The organism is Pseudomonas pudica (assembly GCF_015680405.1).
GTDB lineage: Bacteria > Pseudomonadota > Gammaproteobacteria > Pseudomonadales > Pseudomonadaceae > Aquipseudomonas > Aquipseudomonas pudica.
The window spans coordinates 139552-158796 of sequence record NZ_JADLJS010000007.1; the positions used below are offsets into that span (position 1 = coordinate 139552).

General features: G+C 62.5%; 14 protein-coding genes and 1 pseudogene. All 15 read right to left on the minus strand.

All coding sequences use genetic code 11. From position 1 onward, the window contains the following. Nucleotides 1-15: 15 nt before the first annotated feature. Nucleotides 16-108, minus strand: a pseudogene (locus tag IRZ77_RS27275) (prepilin-type N-terminal cleavage/methylation domain-containing protein); the annotation flags it as partial. Then, entirely contained in the window at nucleotides 95-475 is a 381-nt protein-coding gene (gene gspI, locus IRZ77_RS07965; protein ID WP_108480388.1) for a type II secretion system minor pseudopilin GspI, read from the minus strand. The pseudogene IRZ77_RS27275 and the gene gspI, both read right to left, overlap by 14 nt. Continuing rightward, a complete protein-coding gene (gene gspH, locus IRZ77_RS07970) occupies nucleotides 453-917 on the minus strand; it encodes a type II secretion system minor pseudopilin GspH (RefSeq protein ID WP_108480389.1) in 465 nt (154 codons plus the stop codon). Before gspH ends, gspI begins: the two co-directional genes overlap by 23 nt. Beyond that, entirely contained in the window at nucleotides 914-1360 is a 447-nt protein-coding gene (gene gspG / locus IRZ77_RS07975) for a type II secretion system major pseudopilin GspG (protein ID WP_085602031.1), read from the minus strand. The genes gspH and gspG overlap by 4 nt, the downstream gene beginning before the upstream one ends. 1 nt (nucleotide 1361) lies before the next feature. Further along, entirely contained in the window at nucleotides 1362-2567 is a 1206-nt protein-coding gene (gspF, locus tag IRZ77_RS07980) for a type II secretion system inner membrane protein GspF (protein ID WP_108480390.1), read from the minus strand. 1 nt (nucleotide 2568) lies between these two features. Then, a complete protein-coding gene (gspE, locus tag IRZ77_RS07985) occupies nucleotides 2569-4032 on the minus strand; it encodes a type II secretion system ATPase GspE (RefSeq protein WP_135002186.1) in 1464 nt (487 codons plus the stop codon). After that, on the minus strand, nucleotides 4029-5870 hold the full coding sequence (gspD, locus tag IRZ77_RS07990) for a type II secretion system secretin GspD (RefSeq protein ID WP_108480392.1): 1842 nt from the start codon (nucleotides 5868-5870) through the stop codon (nucleotides 4029-4031). The genes gspE and gspD overlap by 4 nt, the downstream gene beginning before the upstream one ends. Next, nucleotides 5867-6247, minus strand: coding sequence for a type II secretion system protein N (locus tag IRZ77_RS07995; protein ID WP_173015122.1), 381 nt, complete (start codon nucleotides 6245-6247; stop codon nucleotides 5867-5869). Before IRZ77_RS07995 ends, gspD begins: the two co-directional genes overlap by 4 nt. Before the next feature lie 122 nt (nucleotides 6248-6369). Beyond that, nucleotides 6370-6882, minus strand: coding sequence for a cytochrome b (locus IRZ77_RS08000; protein ID WP_046613522.1), 513 nt, complete (start codon nucleotides 6880-6882; stop codon nucleotides 6370-6372). A gap of 51 nt (nucleotides 6883-6933) precedes the next feature. After that, nucleotides 6934-8397 carry an N-acetylglucosamine-binding protein GbpA gene (gene gbpA / locus IRZ77_RS08005; protein WP_230384964.1) on the minus strand — a complete coding sequence of 488 codons (1464 nt, stop codon included), beginning with the start codon at nucleotides 8395-8397 and terminating at the stop codon, nucleotides 6934-6936. 393 nt (nucleotides 8398-8790) lie between these two features. Further along, nucleotides 8791-9855 (minus strand): uroporphyrinogen decarboxylase, encoded by a 1065-nt coding sequence (hemE, locus tag IRZ77_RS08010; RefSeq protein WP_153671386.1) that lies wholly within the window; start codon nucleotides 9853-9855, stop codon nucleotides 8791-8793. 231 nt (nucleotides 9856-10086) lie between these two features. Further along, nucleotides 10087-11505 (minus strand): FAD-dependent oxidoreductase, encoded by a 1419-nt coding sequence (locus IRZ77_RS08015; RefSeq protein ID WP_013974599.1) that lies wholly within the window; start codon nucleotides 11503-11505, stop codon nucleotides 10087-10089. A 106-nt stretch (nucleotides 11506-11611) separates the two neighbouring features. Beyond that, nucleotides 11612-16057, minus strand: coding sequence for a glutamate synthase large subunit (gene gltB / locus IRZ77_RS08020; RefSeq protein WP_046613524.1), 4446 nt, complete (start codon nucleotides 16055-16057; stop codon nucleotides 11612-11614). A gap of 371 nt (nucleotides 16058-16428) precedes the next feature. Continuing rightward, nucleotides 16429-18054: an SPOR domain-containing protein gene (locus IRZ77_RS08025; protein WP_108480395.1), complete on the minus strand. Its 1626-nt coding sequence runs from the start codon at nucleotides 18052-18054 to the stop codon at nucleotides 16429-16431. 15 nt (nucleotides 18055-18069) lie between these two features. Continuing rightward, nucleotides 18070-19167 (minus strand): 3-dehydroquinate synthase, encoded by a 1098-nt coding sequence (gene aroB / locus IRZ77_RS08030; RefSeq protein WP_046613526.1) that lies wholly within the window; start codon nucleotides 19165-19167, stop codon nucleotides 18070-18072. Nucleotides 19168-19245 lie beyond the last annotated feature (78 nt).

Below are 19245 nucleotides of genomic sequence, written 5' to 3' on the forward strand. Positions count from 1 at the left end.
GCGCGCACTTCCAATTGCCAGGACTGCAAAGATAGCGAGCGCCAACAGCAGCTCGATCAAGGTGAAGCCCCCCTGGCGTGTCATCCTGCCCGGGCTAGCGCGGCGCATCCGCCATCCCCAGCCACCCCGTGGCCTGATGCATCACCTGGCGGTCCGCAGCAAGGCCCACACGCACATGCACCTCCAGCAAGCCACCCACGCCCAGGCGGCGGCTTTCGTGCAGAGTCCAGTGGTGTTGACCGAACATGACCTCCAGGCTCCGCTGGCCGGGAGTCCGCGCAGCTTGCAGGCCCAGCTCTGTCAGGTGATTGTCGGCCACCCAGCTAGCCAATAGGCGCTCTCGAACCCCCTGCGATTGCGCCAGCACATGCTGGCTGGCCGTGGTCACCGCCACAGCCAGCACCGCAAAAATCGCCAGCGCCACCAACACCTCCAACAAGGTGAAGCCGCGTTCAGTGCATGAACTGGGGGTCATTGAGGCCATCACTCGACACGGAAACAAGGCGCACATTGTCCGCCTCGAAATGCAGGGTAAACGGCGTGTGCTCGTCATTACCGTACATCAGCAGTTGCGGCGCCCCACCAGCCAGGGCATGCGGCACAGGCAGCCCATCGATCTCCAAGCGCAGGTCCAGGCCAATATCGCGGTGCCTGCCGGCTGCCTCCCAGCCATCCTCGGAGGCGTTGAGCAGTTGGTAGCCCTGAGCATCGATGCGAATACCTTGAGTCAGCCTTTCCAGCACCGCCTGCTGTCGCGCGTACTGGACCAACTGAAGGAAGAGGTTGGCCTCCTGGCTGGCCACACGCTGCGGATCGCGTGCGAACGTGAACCCGGCCATGCCCATCACAATGCCCAGCAACAGCATCACCAGAAGCAGCTCCAGCAGGGTGAAGCCTCGAGAGCGGCGCTGTTTCATTCAGACCAGTTACCGATATCAGCATCCATTTCCTCACCGCCCGGCTGACCATCGCTGCCCAGGGAGTAAAGGTCATAGCCATGGGGCGAACGGGTTCCTGGGCTTGCGTACTGATAATGCGAGCCCCAGGGGTCGGTTGGTGTGCTTTTCAGATAGCCTTGGGCACTCCATTGACGTGGCAATGGCGCCACCGTGGGGCGTTTCACCAAGGCGTCCAGTCCTTGCTCGGTTGTCGGGTAGCGGCCGTTGTCCAGACGGTAGATTTCCAGCGCGGTGGAAATTGACTGGATATCGGTGCGGGCTGCGGTCAGCTTGGCATGGTCGGGACGGCTCATGACGTTGGGCAGCACCAGCGCGCCAAGAACCCCCAGGATAATGACCACCACCATGATTTCGATGAGAGTGAAGCCGCGTTCGGCGCGGCGTGATGAACGCATGGACATGTCAGTTGACCAGTTGGTTGAGGTTAAGGATCGGCAGCAGGATGGCGAGCACGATGAACAGCACGATGCCCCCCATCAACAGCAGCATCAGGGGCTCACAGAGGCTCACCAGCAAGGAAATACGCCCTGCCAGTTGTTTGGCCTGAAGGTCTGCGGCACGTTCGAGCATGGTGTCGAGCTCACCGGCGCGTTCGCCGCTGGCGATCATGTGCAGCATCAGTGGTGGCAAGGCTTCGCTGCGCGCCAGGCAGTTGGCCAGCGTGGTGCCCTCGCCCAGCTCACGGGCGGCCCGCAGCAGGCGCTCGCGTAGAATCAGGTTGCCGATCACGGCCGCGCTGATGTTCATCGCCTCGACCAATACCACGCCGCTGCGCCCCAGAATCGCAAGGGTGCTGATGAAGCGGGCCGCTTCGCTGGCCCGGACGAATTCGCCATATCCGGGCAGGCGCAGTGAAAAGCCATGCCATTGCCTGCGCCGTGCCGGTTGGCGAAGGGCACAGGCAACCAGTGCGATGGCCATGGCCAATAGCGCCAGCGCTGCCAAGCCATAGTGGTTCGTGGCATCGCTCAAGGTGATCAGCACTCGCGTTGCCAGCGGCAGTTGTGCATGGTCACGCGAAAAGGCCTGCACCACGTCTGGCACCACATAGCCCAGCAGAAAACCCACCACCAGCAACGAGATAACCAGCAGGATCACTGGGTAAACCATCGCCAGCTGTACCTTCTGCCGCAGGGCCTGATGGTTCTCGCCATGCTCGGCCAAACGCTCGAGCACACCTGCCAGGTGGCCGGAACGTTCGGCAGCGGCCACGGTGGCCCGATAAACCATGGGGAATGCCTGTGGGTAATGCGCCAGTGCCTGCGCCAGCGCATGGCCTTCGGCAACCCGCTCAGCCACGCCGCGCAATACCTGACGTACGTGACGCGGCGTACTCTGCTCGGCAACTGCCTGCAAGGCCTCGGTCAACGGCACCCCGGCATGCAGCAGAGTCGCCAGCTGGCGCGTCAGCAGCGAGCGCCGGGCCAGACTCAGGGTACTGCGTGCCAGCAACCGGGCCATAGGGGATGCCCCCAAGGGGCTCATGCTCAGCACCAGCAACCCTTGCTCGCGCAATGTTTGCCGGGCCTGGCGCGCACCCGACGCCTCCACGGTGCCTCGCTGGCGCACACCCTTGGCATCCTGGGCCTGGTAGCGGAACAGCGCCATGTCAGTCCTGCCCTGTCACGCGCAGCAGTTCTGCCACGCTTGTCTGCCCCTGGCAGACACGCTGGACGCCATGCTGGAACAGGCTTGGTGTATCCACGCGGATCAATTCGAGCATGTCGTCATGAGACGCCCGGGCATGAATCGCCTGGGCCAGTGCGGGCTTCACCACCAGCATCTCGTGCAACGCCAGGCGCCCGCTGTAACCCAGCTGGCATTCGCTACAACCCTGGGCCTTGTAAAGCCGCGGCGGCAATTCGGCCGGGTGGCCCAGGACGCTGGCCGTAGCCTCGTCCACTTCATGTTCGACCCGGCAGTGGGGGCAAAGCCGTCGCACCAGGCGCTGGGCCATGATCCCGGCCAGTGAAGATGCGAGCAGGCAAGTATCGATGCCCATGTCGGCAAGGCGTGTTATTGCGCCCAGAGCGCTGTTGGTATGCAAGGTGGACAGCACCAGGTGGCCTGTCAGCGAGGCCTGCACCGCAATCTCGGCGGTCTCCCGATCGCGGATCTCGCCCACCATGACCACGTCGGGGTCCTGTCGCAAGATGGCACGCAGCCCCCGGGCGAAGGTCATGTCGACCTTGGTATTGACCTGGGTCTGGCCGATGCCGGGAAGGTAGTACTCGACCGGGTCTTCGACGGTGAGGATATTGCGCGATACCTGGTTCAGGTACGAAAGCGCGGTGTACAGCGTCGTGGTCTTGCCGGAACCGGTGGGCCCGGTGACCAGGAAAATGCCATGTGGTTTCGCCAGCATGCGCATGAAGCCAGCACGTACCGAGCCGGGCATCTGCATATGGTCGATGTCCAGACGCATTGCCTGTTTGTCCAGCAAACGCAGTACCACCCGCTCGCCATGGGCGGCGGGCAAGGTCGACACCCGCACATCCACTTCGTGGCCGGCCAGGCGCAGGCTGATCCGGCCATCCTGAGGCACGCGCTTCTCCGCGATGTCCAGGCGCGCCATGACCTTGATGCGCGAAACCAACAGTGCAGATAGCTCCCGCGGTGGCGCCAGCACCTCGCGCATGACGCCGTCGATACGCATGCGTACGCGCAGCTGATGCTCGAAGGTTTCCAGGTGGACGTCCGAGGCCCGGGCCCTCACCGCCTCGCTGAACAAGGCATTGAGCAGGCGGATGATCGGCGCATCGTCCTGTTGCTCCAGCAGGTCGCTGGTTTGCGGCAAGGCTTCAGCCAGCTGCGCAAGGTCGATTTCCCGGTCCAGGCCCTGAACAACGGCCTGCGCTGCGTCCTGACCGGGGCCGTAGCAACTGGCAAGGCGCTCGGCGAAGTCGGCATCGCTGACACGCCGCAGGTGCCAGTTACTGCCCACTACACGGCAGGCCTCGGCAAGAGCGGCCAGCGAAGTGCTCTCTCGCATCAGCAAGGCAGGCTCAGCCGCCTGGCGGTCGAGCAGGATGCCGTGACGTCGGGCAAAGCTGAACGGCAGGTCGCTGTTCATGAGCGTGGCCCTGGTGCGCCGGGCAGAGCCTGCGACTCGAACATCTGCCGGGGATCTTCCGGCAGGGTCGAATCATCCGCAGCGCGTACCCCTTCGTAGGCGCGTCGCCCCGTTTCGACCAGCTCGGCCTGGCTGCGCAGAATGGTCGGGCGCAGGAAGACCATCAGGTTGGTTTTTTCCTGAGTATCGCTGCGCCACCGGAACAGACCGCCCACCCATGGGATTCGGCTGAGCAGCGGAACACCGCGCTCTACCTTGCGCACGCTGTCCTTGATCAGGCCGCCGATCACGATAATCTCGCCATCGGCGGCCAAGATGGTGCTCTTGAGCGTGCGCTTGTTGGTGATCAGGTCGTTCTCGGTCGTGCTGGGTGCAATTTCCGAGCTCTCCTGCTCGACCTCGAGGCGCAGGCTGCGCCCTTCATTGATGTGCGGGCGCACCTTCAGGCTGATACCGATGTCCTTGCGCTCGACTGTGGTAAAGGGGTTCTCCGAACCACTACCGGGGGTAACGTAGGAGCCAGTCTTGAACGGCACGTTCTGGCCTACCAGAATCTGCGCCTCCTGGTTGTCCAAGGTCAGCAGGCTCGGCGTCGACAACAGGTTGCTGCGGCTATTGCTGGCCAAGGCCGAAACCAGCGCGGCAAAACGGTCCGAGCCAATGGCCAGGGCGACGCCCCCCGGCAGCTTGGTTTCCTTGCCCAGCAGGTCGGCCAGGGCAGCACCACTTTCGCTGAAGGTAACGCCGCCTTTGAGGCCACCTTTGTCGATGCCCCATTGCAGGCCCAACGCTTCATCGATGCTGCCACTGACTTCGACGATTGCCGCATGGATCAGCACTTGCGCCCGGGGCTGGTCCAGTTGTTGGATGATCTGCTCCACGCGGCCCAGCGTCTGCGGCTCGCCCATTATCACCAGGGCGTTCTGGCTGGCATCGGCCTTGACCATGGCCTCTCCGGGGAGGTCCGCCCCCAGAGCCTTGGTGCCTGGCGTACCATCGAGCCGCTTGCCCACCTCACCCAATACTTCGGCAAGCTGCTCGGCACTGCTGTGTTGCAGGCGCACCACCCGCCAGTTCTGCGAAGTGGCCGGGAGCGGTACATCCAGCGAGCGGGTCAGTTGCGCAAGACGTTGCCTGGACTTGATCGGGCCCAGGATCAGAAGACGGTTGCCGTTCATGTCAGCCAGTACACGAACGCCGCTGTCCGGGCCGCCGGCGGCGGCTTCGACCACCGGGAGCACAACCTCGGCCTGGGCTTTGCGCAAAGTCACCAGTTCATGATCATGCCGCTGACCACTGTCCAGCTGCAGGACCAGGTTTTCCAGGCGGTCCAGGTTGGCTGCGGAGTCGGTGATCACCAGGGCGTTGGCGGAGCTGGACGGTCCAATGTAGCCATTGCTGGAAACCAACGGCCGCAGCAAACCGGCCAGATCGGCAGCGACACTGCCCGACAGGTTGAAAACCCGTGTGGTGACCGCTGCCGGTATGGCCTCCACCTGCTGGTTTGCCCAGGCCTTGGCTTCGCTTGCAGGCAGTACCAGCAAGCGGTCGCCGTCGTTCACGGCGGCAAAGCCATGGGCATTGAGCACCGAGTAAAAAAGCCGCCGTATCCCTTCGCGATCAAGCGCCTCGTTCGAAAGGACGGTGATGCGCCCCTGCACGCGCGGGTCAAGAATGATCGGCTGGTCAAGGATCGCCCCCACCTCACGCACCACGTCGCGCACGTCGGCATCGCTCATCGCCAGTTGCCAGGTGGGTGCCTCTGCAAGCGCCAGGGAGCAGGCAAGGGTAAGAGAGGCGCCGAACGAGGCGGCGCGCAGATATCGCATCAAAGTCATTGCACCTCCCGCAACAGGCGGGCTGAGGGGTCTGAAACAGCGCGCGGGCGAGTCGCCGCACCCGTGGGCAAAAATACAGAGGGGGTATCGCTGGACAACGACACGACTTCCTCGCGACCGTCGATCCACAGCACGATGGAACGCACATTTATGTGGCGCAGCACGCCATGGCCCGGTAACCGGTCACCGACGCGATAGATGGCCTCGCCGCTATCGCTTCTCACCAACGCTCGGGCATCGCCCTGACTGGAAACGAAGCTGGCCTTGAGGGCGATATCCGCCCGGGTCGACTGCCGTTGACCCGGGGCCTGAAAGCCGAACGCCAGGGCCAAGGTAGCCGCCGATAACGGCTTTTCCGGCAAAGCCGCTGTCGTCAACGGCGGGACCTGGGCGATCGGGGGCGCAACTGCGGGATAAACGCTTTCACGCCATGCCAGGCAGACAAGCGTTACCAGCGCGAACGCAAGCCAAATCAGATACCTCGAGCGCTTCATCGTAATCAGGGCAGCATCCGCCTCAGCACGCGCCGCCCGGACAGCTCATGCAAGAGCACGGCGCCGATGTGCAGCGAAACGCCCAGTGCCAGCAGCAGGCAAGAAGCGATGTGAGCCTTGAACCAGACGTTGTGCCAGAACGGGTTGCTCAGCATGGGCGCGATGGAGAACCAACCGAACACATCGATGACCCGATCCATCATCAGCACCCCGGACAACAGCACGATAGCTGTGGTCCAGTACAAGCCCTCATGAGCGACATGAGCGATGCGTTGGTGTTTGAGATGGTCATGCAGGCTGCGGGGTTTGGGTCTGGTCAGACGCAACAGCCAGCGCAGCATGAATACCGGGATGAACAGGGTCGTCATGGCCACATTGACGAATGCCACAAAGTGGCGCGTGGCGGGGGCGACATTCAGGTACGCCACGTAGAAACCGCTGATCAAGACCCAAATGATGACCGTGGCAGAGATCCAGTGCAGGAGGATCTGCTGCCAGCAATATTTTTGCACTTGCATAGATAGTACTCGAAGAGCCTGGCCCCGCCGGAAGGGGCCAGGTCAGACGCTTTACTTCTCGATCCAGGCCATGTTCCAGTGGGAACCAACACCTGGCTCGAACTGGGTGGCATCTGCGGAGTACTGCAAGCAGTAACCCGAGTTGGGGAACGGCTGGCACTCGTAAACCTTGCCGTTCTTAGGCTGCAACACTGTTGTGCCAGCCTTGTAACTCGACAGCGATTCCGGGAAAACGAAGTCGTGAGCCCCATCGCCAGCCGCTTTGAGCTGAACCGTCTTCTCGTCCTGCAGCAGCACCCGCTCACGCTTGTCCACGCCTACGACCTTGAGGGTATGCTCGCCTTCGGTACTTTCGACATTCAGCACGAACGGCTCGGTGCCGTTGACGCTCTGGCGCAAGTAAGAAACCTGCTTCTTGTTGGTATCGAACAGCCGCGCTGTCACTGTCAGGGCCTTGTTGGTCATGACGGTGAAATCCACACCACCCTTGCCGTCGGTGATCGTGTATTCGGGTTTGACATCGCGCAGGTGCATCGTGGCCTGCTCGCCAGCGGCGGTTTCAAAGTGCAGAAGGTAGTTGGTCAACCCACTTTCGGTTTTGGCGAAGATGCTGTTGGAACCCTGCACAGGCTCGATATTACCGTCCGCATCCATTTTACCGGCGCGTACCAACGTCTGGGTTTCGTTGATCTGCTTGGCGAGCTTATAAGCCCAGTTGGCAGCTATGGCTTCTTCGGCATTTTCGATCTTGATGCTTACATGGTTTTCAGTACGCTCCCCGTTGGCATCGAATGCCCGGGCAGTAACTTTGTCGCCAACTTCAAGGTCACGGCTGGCGCTGATTTCAGCAAGGCGCGGCCACTCAGGGACCGGGCCGCCATCCAGCTGGATATCGACGTCAGCAACACTGTGGAAAGCCTTATCGGTATCGCCAACCTTCCAGACGGCGAGAATCACGTGCTGGCCCGAACGGTCGCCTGGCAATGTGCAGCTATGCCTTGGATTGGTGCCGGTACCTTTTGCCGGTATCTGGTTGCCGCCATCCAATGCACAGAACGGGGTCGAATCGAATGAGTCACGGGTCAGCGCAGCGTTGGGGTTCCAATCCGCCTTGGTAATGAAGTACTCCCACGACCGCACCGGATGCGGGGCTTCATAATGCCAGTCGAACTGCATGTTACGGTCCACGACCGGGGTCAGATGCCAGCGATTGGCTGATTGCTCATCGAGTGCGGCAAAGTCGCCCCGAACGCCACCACTGGCGATTTTTCCATCCTCGGGACCTTGGCTTGGAAAGCGCCCTATCACTTCGCCGACCGACCACGGTTCGTACTGGGCACCTCCGCAGTTGACGTTCAGGTTTTTAAAACCTGCATGGCAGAGCGCTGCACGAGACGGAGGATCAGCCAGGTGACCATGTGCATTGGCAATTTGCGTCTGCAAACCTGCACCTGCGATTGCCACCCACACACCGGTGGCGACAACGCTTTTTCGCAGGGTCTTTCTTGTATTCATCACGAACTCCGAACGCATTGCTGGTTAAATGCGTAAAGGCGCATTTATTGAAATGCAATGCACCTTCAGCGCGAATGGAGCGCGGAGAGTAAAGAAAACAACTTTGCTTTTATGTAGGAATAAACCTGGCAGGCCGCGATCTTTTCTCGTGGCCTTGAGGCAATTTCCATGTTGAGACTTTCGAAACAAAAGCGCTAAAGACGCGAGGAGGAATTACTATCGATCTTCAATGTCGAGAACTTTCTCTACATCGAAAGATTCACAGCAACATGCAAGCCTTTGGTGAAACGCTGACATGTAACTTGAAGCCTGTTCAACATCAGGGAAATATCACCAACCTGATGCGAACAGGCATACTAAAGCCCCCCCCCGACCCGCTCGGGGACCCTCGAATCAAGCGTGGTATTGCGCCGACAGCTCATGCACGGCGTTGATGAACACGCCGGCGTGCTGCGGGTCGACTTCCGGTGTGATGCCATGGCCCAGGTTGAACACATGGCCTGTGCCATGGCCATAGCTGGCCAGGATGCGCGCCACTTCCTTGCGGATGGCCTCGGGCTTGGCGTACAGAACGGTCGGGTCCATGTTGCCCTGCAGCGCAACCTTGTCACCCACGCGGCGGCGGGCGTCGCCGATTTCGCAGGTCCAGTCCAGGCCCAGCGCATCGGCACCGGCTTCGGCGATGCTTTCCAGCCACAGGCCGCCGTTCTTGGTGAACAGGATCACCGGCACCTTGCGCCCCTCGTGCTCGCGGATCAGGCCGCTGACGATCTTGCGCATGTAGGCCAGGGAGAATTCCTGGTAAGCCGCCGCCGACAGGTTGCCGCCCCAGGTGTCAAAAATCTGCACGGCCTGGGCACCAGCGAGGATCTGGCCGTTGAGGTAGCTGGTGACCGACTGGGCCAGCTTGTCCAGCAGCAGGTGCAGAGCCTGCGGGTTGTCGTAGGCCATGGCCTTTGTCTTGCGGAAGTCCTTCGACGAGCCGCCTTCGACCATGTAGGTAGCCAGGGTCCACGGGCTGCCGGAGAAGCCGATCAGCGGCACGCGGCCGTTCAGCTCGCGGCGGATGGTGCTGACCGCGTCCATCACGTAGCCGAGGTCTTTCTGCGGGTCGGGGATCGGCAGCGCTTCGATGTCGGCCGGGGTGCTGATGACCTTCTTGAAACGCGGACCTTCGCCGCTTTCGAAGTACAGGCCCAGGCCCATGGCATCGGGGATGGTGAGGATGTCCGAGAACAGGATCGCCGCGTCCAGCGGGTAGCGGTCCAACGGCTGCAGGGTGACCTCGCAGGCGAACTGCGGGTTCATGCACAGGCTCATGAAGTCACCGGCCTTGGCGCGGCTGGCGCGGTACTCCGGCAGGTAGCGGCCGGCCTGGCGCATCATCCACACCGGGGTGACGTCTACGGGTTGCTTGAGCAGTGCACGCAGGAAACGATCGTTCTTCAGGGCAGTCATGTCGGCATCCGGAAAAATAGTGCGGGCATTTTCTCAGACGCACAAAGAAAAGGCACGGCCGTTTGCCGTGCCTTTTCTCTATAGGTATGTCCTGGATCAATAGATTTTGTATACAAAATCCTAATGATGGAAGGTGCCAATGGCCCTGTCGCCTACAAACCAGCTCCCACAGGGTGAGCCGCAGCCCTTGTGGAAGCCGGCTTGCCGGCGATCAGCCAAGTACAGGCAGCATCAGACTTCCAGGTAGTCCAGGATACCTTCGGCAGCAGTGCGCCCTTCGAAGATAGCCGTCACCACCAGGTCCGACCCACGCACCATGTCGCCACCGGCAAACACTTTCGGGTTGCTGGTCTGGTGCTTGAACTTGCCTTTCTCCGGTGCCACCACGCGGCCCTGGCTGTCCAGCTGGATGCCATGCTGCTCGAACCACGGCGCCGGGCTTGGGCGGAAGCCGAAAGCGATGACCACGGCATCAGCCGGCAGGATCTCTTCGGACCCTGGGATCGGCTCCGGGCTGCGGCGCCCACGGGCATCCGGCTCGCCGAGACGGGTCTCGACCACCTTCACGCCTTCGACCTTATCCTCGCCGACGATGGCGATAGGCTGGCGGTTGTAGAGGAACTTCACGCCCTCTTCCTTGGCGTTCTTCACCTCACGACGCGAACCCGGCATGTTGGCCTCGTCACGGCGATAGGCGCAGGTCACCGACTTGGCGCCCTGGCGGATCGAGGTGCGGTTGCAGTCCATCGCGGTGTCACCACCACCCAGCACCACTACCTTCTTGCCCTGCATGTCGACGAAGTCTTCCGGCGACTTCTCGAAGCCCAGGTTGCGGTTGACGTTGGCGATCAGGAAGTCCAGCGCGTCATGCACGCCCGGCAGGTCCTCGCCCGGGAAGCCGCCCTTCATGTAGGTGTAGGTACCCATGCCCATGAACACCGCGTCGTACTCGGCGAGCAGTTGCTCCATGGTCACGTCCTTGCCCACCTCGGTGTTCAGGCGGAACTCGATGCCCATGCCGGTGAACACTTCTCGGCGGTTGCTGAGCACGGTCTTTTCCAGCTTGAACTCGGGAATGCCGAAGGTCAGCAGGCCGCCGATTTCCGGGTTGCGGTCGAACACCACCGGGGTAACGCCGGCACGTACCAGCACGTCGGCACAGCCCAGGCCGGCCGGGCCGGCACCGATGATGGCGACGCGCTTGCCGGTTGGCTTGACCTTGGACATGTCCGGGCGCCAGCCCATGGCGAAGGCGGTATCGGTGATGTACTTCTCCACCGAGCCGATGGTCACCGCGCCGAAGCCGTCGTTCAGGGTGCAGGCACCCTCGCACAGGCGGTCCTGCGGGCATACGCGGCCACACACTTCCGGCAGGGTGTTGGTCTGGTGCGACAGCTCCGCCGCAGCCAGGATGTTGCCTTCGGAGACCAGCTTCAACCAGTTGGGGATGAAGTTGTGTACCGGGCACTTCCATTCGCAATACGGGTTACCGCAGCCCAGGCAGCGGTGCGCCTGCTCCACGGACTGCTGCGGCTTGAAGGGCTCGTAGATTTCCACGAACTCCTTCTTGCGCTGGCGCAGCAGCTTTTTCTTCGGGTCCTTGCGGCCCACTTCGATGAACTGGAAGTCGTTGTTCAGACGTTCAGCCATTTTTCAAAACCTCTTTACCGCAGTTGCCAGCCTCAGGCTGCAAGCTGCAAGACGATCACTTGAGCACGACAGGCCCCGCGTACGGGGCCGTCACTTGCAGCTGTTGTTACTGCGGGTTGGCACGGGTGCTGGACAGCAGTTGCTTCAGGTTGGCTGCTTTCGGCTTGACCAGCCAGAAGCGCCGCACGTAGTCGTCCAGGTTCTCCGAGAGCTCACGCCCCCACTCGCTGCCGGTCTCTTCCACGTACTCGGCAAGGACCCGAGCCAGGTGGCTGCGGTAGGCCTCCATCGCTTCACCACTGATACGCTGGATTTCCACCAGCTCATGGTTGAGCTTGTCGACGAAGGTATTGTCCATGTCGAGCACGTAGGCGAAGCCGCCAGTCATGCCAGAACCGAAGTTGTAACCGGTCTTGCCCAACACGCAGACAAAGCCGCCGGTCATGTATTCACAGCAGTGATCGCCAGTGCCCTCGACAACAGCGTGGGCGCCGGAGTTACGTACAGCAAAGCGCTCGCCAGCAGTACCGGCGGCGAACAGCTTGCCGCCAGTGGCGCCGTACAGGCAGGTATTGCCGACGATGGCGCTGTGCTGGGTTTCGAACGGGCTGCCGGCTGGCGGCACGATAGTGACCTTGCCACCGGTCATGCCCTTGCCGACGTAGTCGTTGGCATCGCCTTCCAGGTGCAGGTTCAGGCCACCGGCGTTCCACACGCCGAAGCTCTGGCCCGCAGTACCCTTGAAGCGGAAGGTGATCGGCGCCGCGGCCATGCCCTGGTTGCCGTGCAGACGGGCGATTTCGCCCGACACGCGCGCACCGATGGAGCGGTCGCAGTTGCAGATGTCGAGGCTGAACTCGCCACCAGCCTGGTCGCGGATGGCCGGCATGGCCATTTCCACCATCTTCTCGGCCAGCTCGCCCTGGTCGAACGGCGGGTTCTTTTCTACTTCGCAGAACTGAGGCTTGTCAGCCGGGATGTGCGAGCTGCCCAGCAGCGGCGTCAGGTCCAGGTACTGCTGGCGCTCGGTGTCGCCTGGCAGTACATCGAGCAGGTCGGTACGGCCGATCAGCTCGCCGAGGCTGCGCACACCCAGCTTGGCCAGCCACTCACGGGTTTCTTCCGCGACGAAGGTGAAGAAGTTGATCACCATGTCGACGGTGCCGATGTAGTGGTCCTTGCGCAGCTTGTCGTTCTGGGTGGCTACGCCGGTAGCGCAGTTGTTCAGGTGGCAGATGCGCAGGTACTTGCAGCCCAGGGCGATCATCGGCGCGGTACCGAAACCGAAGCTTTCGGCGCCGAGAATGGCTGCCTTGATCACGTCCAGGCCGGTCTTCAGGCCACCGTCGGTCTGTACCCGTACCTTGCCGCGCAGGTCGTTGCCGCGCAGGGTCTGGTGGGTTTCGGCCAGGCCCAGCTCCCATGGGGCGCCGGCGTACTTGATCGAGGTCAGCGGCGAAGCACCGGTACCACCGTCGTAGCCGGAGATGGTGATCAGGTCGGCATAGGCCTTGGCCACACCGGCGGCGATGGTGCCGACGCCAGCTTCTGCCACCAGCTTGACCGAAACCAGGGCTTGCGGGTTGACCTGCTTGAGGTCGTAGATCAGCTGGGCAAGGTCTTCGATCGAGTAGATGTCGTGGTGCGGCGGTGGCGAGATCAGGGTCACGCCCGGTACCGCGTAACGCAGCTTGGCGATAAGGCCGTTGACCTTGCCGCCTGGCAGCTGGCCGCCTTCACCGGGCTTGGCGCCCTGGGCAACCTTGATCTGCAGCACTTCGGCGTTGACCAGGTACTCCGGGGTCACGCCAAAGCGGCCGGTGGCCACCTGCTTGATCTTCGAGCTCTTGATGGTGCCGTAGCGCGACGGGTCTTCACCGCCCTCGCCAGAGTTGGAACGCGCGCCCAGGCGGTTCATCGCCTCGGCCAGCGCTTCGTGGGCCTCTGGCGACAGTGCACCCAGCGAGATACCGGCGGAATCGAAGCGCTTGAGGATCGCCTCCAGCGGCTCGATCTGCTCCAGCGGCAGCGGCTGTTCGGCCACCTTCACCTTCAGCAGGTCGCGGATCATCGACACCGGGCGCTGGTCGACCAGCGTGGTGTATTCCTTGAACTTGGCGTAGTCGCCCTGCTGCACGGCGGCCTGCAGGGTGTTGACCACATCCGGATTGTAGGCGTGGTATTCGCCACCGTGAACGAACTTCAGCAGGCCACCTTGCTGGATCGGCTTGCGCGCGCTCCAGGCTTCGGCTGCCAGCAGCTTCTGGTCGCTTTCCAGGTCTGCGAAACGCGCACCCTTGATGCGGCTGGAAACGCCCTTGAAGCTCAGGCCGACCACTTCCTCGGACAGGCCGATGGCTTCGAACAGCTGCGCACCACGGTAGGAGGCGATGGTGGATATACCCATCTTCGACAGGATCTTCAGCAGGCCCTTGGAGATGCCCTTGCGGTAGTACTTGAAGACTTCGTCCAGGTCGCCCAGCACTTCGCCGGTACGGATCAGGTCGGCCAGCACTTCATAGGCCAGGTACGGGTAAACGGCCGAGGCACCGAAGCCCAGCAGCACGGCGAAGTGGTGCGGGTCACGGGCGGTGGCGGTTTCCACCAGGATGTTGCTGTCGCAACGCAGACCCTGTTCGGTCAGGCGGTGGTGCACCGCACCAACGGCGAGCGAGGCGTGCACCGGCAACTTGCCCGGGGCGATGTAGCGGTCGCTTAGCACCAGCTGGGTCTTGCCAGCGCGCACGGCTTCTTCAGCCTGGTCGGCGATATTGCGAATGGCCGCTTCCAGGCCGACGCTCTCTTCATAGTTGAGGTCGATCAGCTGGCGATCGAAACCTTCGCGCTCCAGGTTCATCAGCGAACGCCACTTGGCGGGCGAGATGACCGGCGAGCTGAGGATTACCCGCGAAGCGTGCTCCGGGGACTCCTGGAAGATGTTGCGCTCGGCACCCAGGCAGATTTCCAGGGACATGACGATCGCTTCGCGCAGCGGGTCGATCGGTGGGTTCGTCACCTGGGCGAACTGCTGGCGGAAGAAGTCGTACGGTGAACGCACGCGCTGCGACAGCACGGCCATCGGCGTGTCGTCCCCCATCGAACCGACCGCTTCCTGGCCCTGCTCGCCGAGCGGGCGCAGCACCTGGTCACGCTCTTCGAAGGTGACCTGGAACATCTTCATGTATTGCTTGAGCTGGTCAGCGTCGTAGCTGGCCACGCCCTGATCGTCGGTCAGCGTCGCCTGGATGCGCGTGGCGTGCTGACGCAGCCAGCGCTTGTAGGGGTGGCGCGACTTCAGGCGGTTGTCGATGGCGTCGGTGTCGAGGATCTGGCCGGTTTCGGTGTCCACGGCGAAAATCTGGCCCGGGCCGACACGGCCCTTGGCAATGACATCCTCGGGCTTGTAGTCCCATACGCCGATTTCCGACGCCAGGGTGATGTAGCCGTTCTTGGTGGTCACCCAGCGCGCCGGGCGCAGGCCGTTACGGTCGAGCAGACACACCGCATGGCGGCCTTCGGTCATTACGATACCGGCCGGGCCATCCCATGGCTCCATGTGCATGGAGTTGTATTCGTAGAAGGCGCGCAGGTCGGCGTCCATGGTCTCGACGTTCTGCCAGGCTGGCGGTACCAGCATGCGCACGCCACGGAACAGGTCGATACCGCCAGTTACCATCAGCTCCAGCATGTTGTCCATGCTCGAGGAGTCGGAACCGACGCGGTTGACCAGCGGGCCGAGCTCTTCAAGATCGGGGATCAGGTCGTTGGCGAACTTGGTGCGACGGGCCATGGCCCAGTTGCGGTTGCCGGTGATGGTGTTGATCTCGCCGTTGTGGGCGAGGAAGCGGAACGGCTGCGCCAGCGGCCATTTCGGCAGGGTGTTGGTGGAGAAGCGCTGGTGGAACACGCAGATCGCGGTTTGCAGGCGCTCGTCACCCAGGTCTGGGTAGAAGGCCGCCAGATCGCGCGGCATCATCAGGCCTTTGTAGATGATGGTCTTGTGCGAGAAGCTGCAGATGTAATGATCGGCGTCGTGGGCGTTGGCCACAGAGGAACGGCGACGGGCACTGAACAGCTTGATGGCGAATTCCTGGTCGCTCAGGCCTTCACCGCCGATGAACACCTGCTCGATCTGTGGCAGACGCTCAAGGGCCAGGCGGCCGAGCACGCTGGTATCGATCGGCACCTTGCGCCAGCCGACCAGCTTCAGGCCAGCAGCGAGGATCTCGCGGTCCATGTTCGCGCGAGCGGCTTCGGCTTTGACCGGGTCCTGGTTGAAGAACACCATGCCGACGGCGTACTGCTTGGGCAGCTCGACGGCGAAATGCTCCTGGGCCACGGCACGCAGGAATTGATCGGGCTTCTGCATGAGCAGACCGCAACCGTCACCGGTCTTGCCGTCGGCGTTGATGCCGCCGCGGTGGGTCATGCAGGTCAGTGCCTGCATGGCGGTTTGCAGAAGGTGGTGGCTCGGTTCGCCCGTCATATGGGCGATCAGGCCAAAACCACAGTTGTCCTTGAATTCTTCGGGATGGTACAGACCTGTTTTCATAGACACATTCTCACCAGGTTCACCTCTCAACGGAGGTAAATCTCTTTTTTAACAACCACTTACCATCCACGCCGATCAAACGCCAGCTTTTTTGCGGTGGCCATGGAAAACCATTGTTGCACAGCGACAGCGATGCTCACAAATTTTCATGTCTCACCATTGAAAATTTATGTCGCAATTTTGAATGTTTTTGCGCCTGCGCCGTGATAGCGGCTTGGCTCGAGTCTGAAGCGTTTCAGCCATGACTGCAAGTAAGGCTTGTGGCCGGCAGTCTGGGACAGAAAAGCCTGCCGCGTGACAACGCAGCAGGCTAGTCGAAAGTCAGTAATCGCTCAGCAACTGGGCGGCGGGGTGGTGCCGCCCGGAAGGTATCAGCGGGCCGAGGCCAGCTCTTGTTGGACGCTGGCGACAGTACGTGGCCAAGGTTTACCAGCCTGGACCTTCGCTGGCAAGTTCTTGATTGCCGCAACCGCTGCGTCGCGGCTGGCAAAGTTGCCGTAAGTGACTACGTACAGCGGCTTGCCCTGCAGGTTTTTCTTGAAGTAGCGATAGTCGCCACCCTGCGCCTTGACGAACGCCTGGGCCGAAGCCTCGGAGCTGGTACCCAGGATCTGCACCACGTAATTGCCCGGTTTCTGCCCGGCGTACCAACCGCTGTTGCCGCTGCCACCGGCCACCGGCTTCTCGACAGGCTTGGCGGCCGGCTTGGCCACGGCGACCTGGGTCGGTGCTGGTGCCGGCTTGGCAGGCGCAACCGGCTTGGCAGGCTGGGTTGCGACAGGTTTTTGCGCTGGCGCAACCGGCTGTGGTTGCGGCTGCGCTGGCGCTGCGGCCACGGACTGGGCAGGTACCGGTGCCGGGCCTGCCGGCACACCTTGCGGCGGTGCGATGGTGGTCACGGTTGGTGGCGGGTTGCCTGGCTGCAGGGCGGTATCACCGGCCGGGCTGCCTTCCTCACCTTCGCCCATGCCTGCGGCCTGGGCCAGCGGCTCGCGCATCACCGGCTGCGACTGGCCAACCAGGGGCAGCGGCATCGGCTGGGACGAACCCGAGAACTCGATGGCCGGGTTGCCACCATTGGCCTGGCCCTCGCCAAGTGGCAGCTGGGCCTGGGCGGCCGGCGCTTCGGCAGGCGCCTTGTCACCTTTTTTCGGCATCAACACCGCGGCCGCAACGGCGACCACAACCACAGCGGACAGCGCGAGCACATGTTTTTTAGGCATCTTGAACCCCATGGATGGTCGCTTGGCCGTCGAGCGGCTGGCGATCATGGCTTCGATCAAAGTGTCACGGGCGACCTGGTTGATGTTGCCAGGCCAGCCGTCGGAGTTTTCATGGATATCGACGATCTGTTCACGGCTGAACACCTCGATGCCCCGGCCAGCACCTTCCAGGCGCTGCTCCAGGTACTCGCGGGTTTCTTCTTCGCTGTAGGGGGCGAGTTCGATTATGTGGAAGCGTTCTTCCTCGATATTGATCTCATCCAGCCCGGCAATCAGCGACGGCTCACCGAACAGGAACACATGCGGGCGCCCTTCCGGTACACCCGCCGCCAATTCCAGCAACGCTTGGAGTGCCGACTCGTCGAGTTGTTCCGCATCGTCCACCAGCAAATACACTTCCTGGCCGGTCAGTGCCAGTTGCACCACCTTGGCCAGGATCGCCTGCATTTCGGCCTCGGCCACATCCAGGCTCTGCGCGACCTGGCCGAGTACGCTTGCGGCATCGCTGGCGCCACGGGCGGATACCACCACGCTCTGCACCGCCTGCTTGTTGGTACTGGCCACCAGGGCCTGGCGCAGCAGGGTCTTGCCGCTGCCCAGTGGACCGGTGACAACCAGCATCAGCTGGCTGTAGCGCGCCAGGTGGTGCAGCTGGCCGAGCACGGGCTTGCGCTGGGCCGGGAAGAACTTGAAACCGGGCACGCGGGGTGCGAACGGATCGTGGCTCAACTGGTAATGGTCGAGAAAGGCCTCATCGGCATGCAAACTGGTCATTGCGCTGTCACAACCTCAAAGCTGGGCCACGATCGCGCGGTAATCCGCCGACAACGTGGCCTGAAGAATCTCTTTCGGATAGTCGTCGGTCACCACGGCCTCGCCCATCTGGCGCAGCAGCACCAGACGCAGCCGGCCGTCGAGCACCTTCTTGTCGACCGCCATGTGCTCCATGAAATGCGCCGGGGTCATTTCCTGTGGTGGCACCACCGGCAAACCCGCGTCCTGCAACAGGCGGATTCCGCGATCGCGCTCGTCCTGGTCGATCCAGCCAAGACGCATGGACATTTCCAGGGCCATCACCGTGCCCGCCGCCACGGCTTCGCCGTGCAGCCACACACCGTAACCCATGTGGGTCTCGATGGCATGCCCGAAGGTATGCCCCAGGTTCAGCGTGGCGCGTACGCCAGACTCGCGCTCGTCGGCACCTACCACCGCGGCCTTGGCCGCGCAGGAGCGGCGGATGGCTTCGGTCAGCGCCACCGGGTCGAGGGCGCGCAACGCCTGCATATTGTCCTCGAGCCAGGCGAGGAATGGCTTGTCGCAGATCAGGCCGTACTTGATCACTTCGGCCAGGCCTGCGGACAGCTCGCGCGCCGGCAGAGTCTTGAGGCTGGTGGTATCGATCAGCACCGCATTGGGCTGGTAGAAGGCACCGACCATGTTCTTGCCCAGCGGGTGGTTGATACCGGTCTTGCCGCCAACCGAAGAGTCGACCTGGGACAGCAGGGTGGTCGGCACCTGAATGAAGTCGACGCCGCGCTGGTAGCAGGCGGCAGCGAAGCCGGCCATGTCACCGATCACGCCACCACCCAGGGCAACCACGGTGGTGCGGCGGTCGTGCCGTGCAGTCAGCAGGCCATCGAAGATCAGTTGCAGGGTTTCCCAGTTCTTGTGGGCTTCACCATCAGGCAAAACCACCGGCAGCACCGAATAGGCACCCAGGGTCTTGCTCAGGCGTTCGAGATACAGGGGCGCGACGGTCTCGTTGGAAACGATGGCAACCTGCCGCCCGGCGATGTGCGGCGCCAGCAGCTCGGGCTGGTCCAGCAGGCCTTCGCCAATGTAGATCGGGTAGCTACGCTCGCCCAGGTCGACCTTTAGTGTCTGCATGTATCCCCACAATGTACTTGGGCGCGGCGCCGTTCGGGCACCCGCGCGGTAACGTTGAACCTCGCCTCGGCGCTGGTG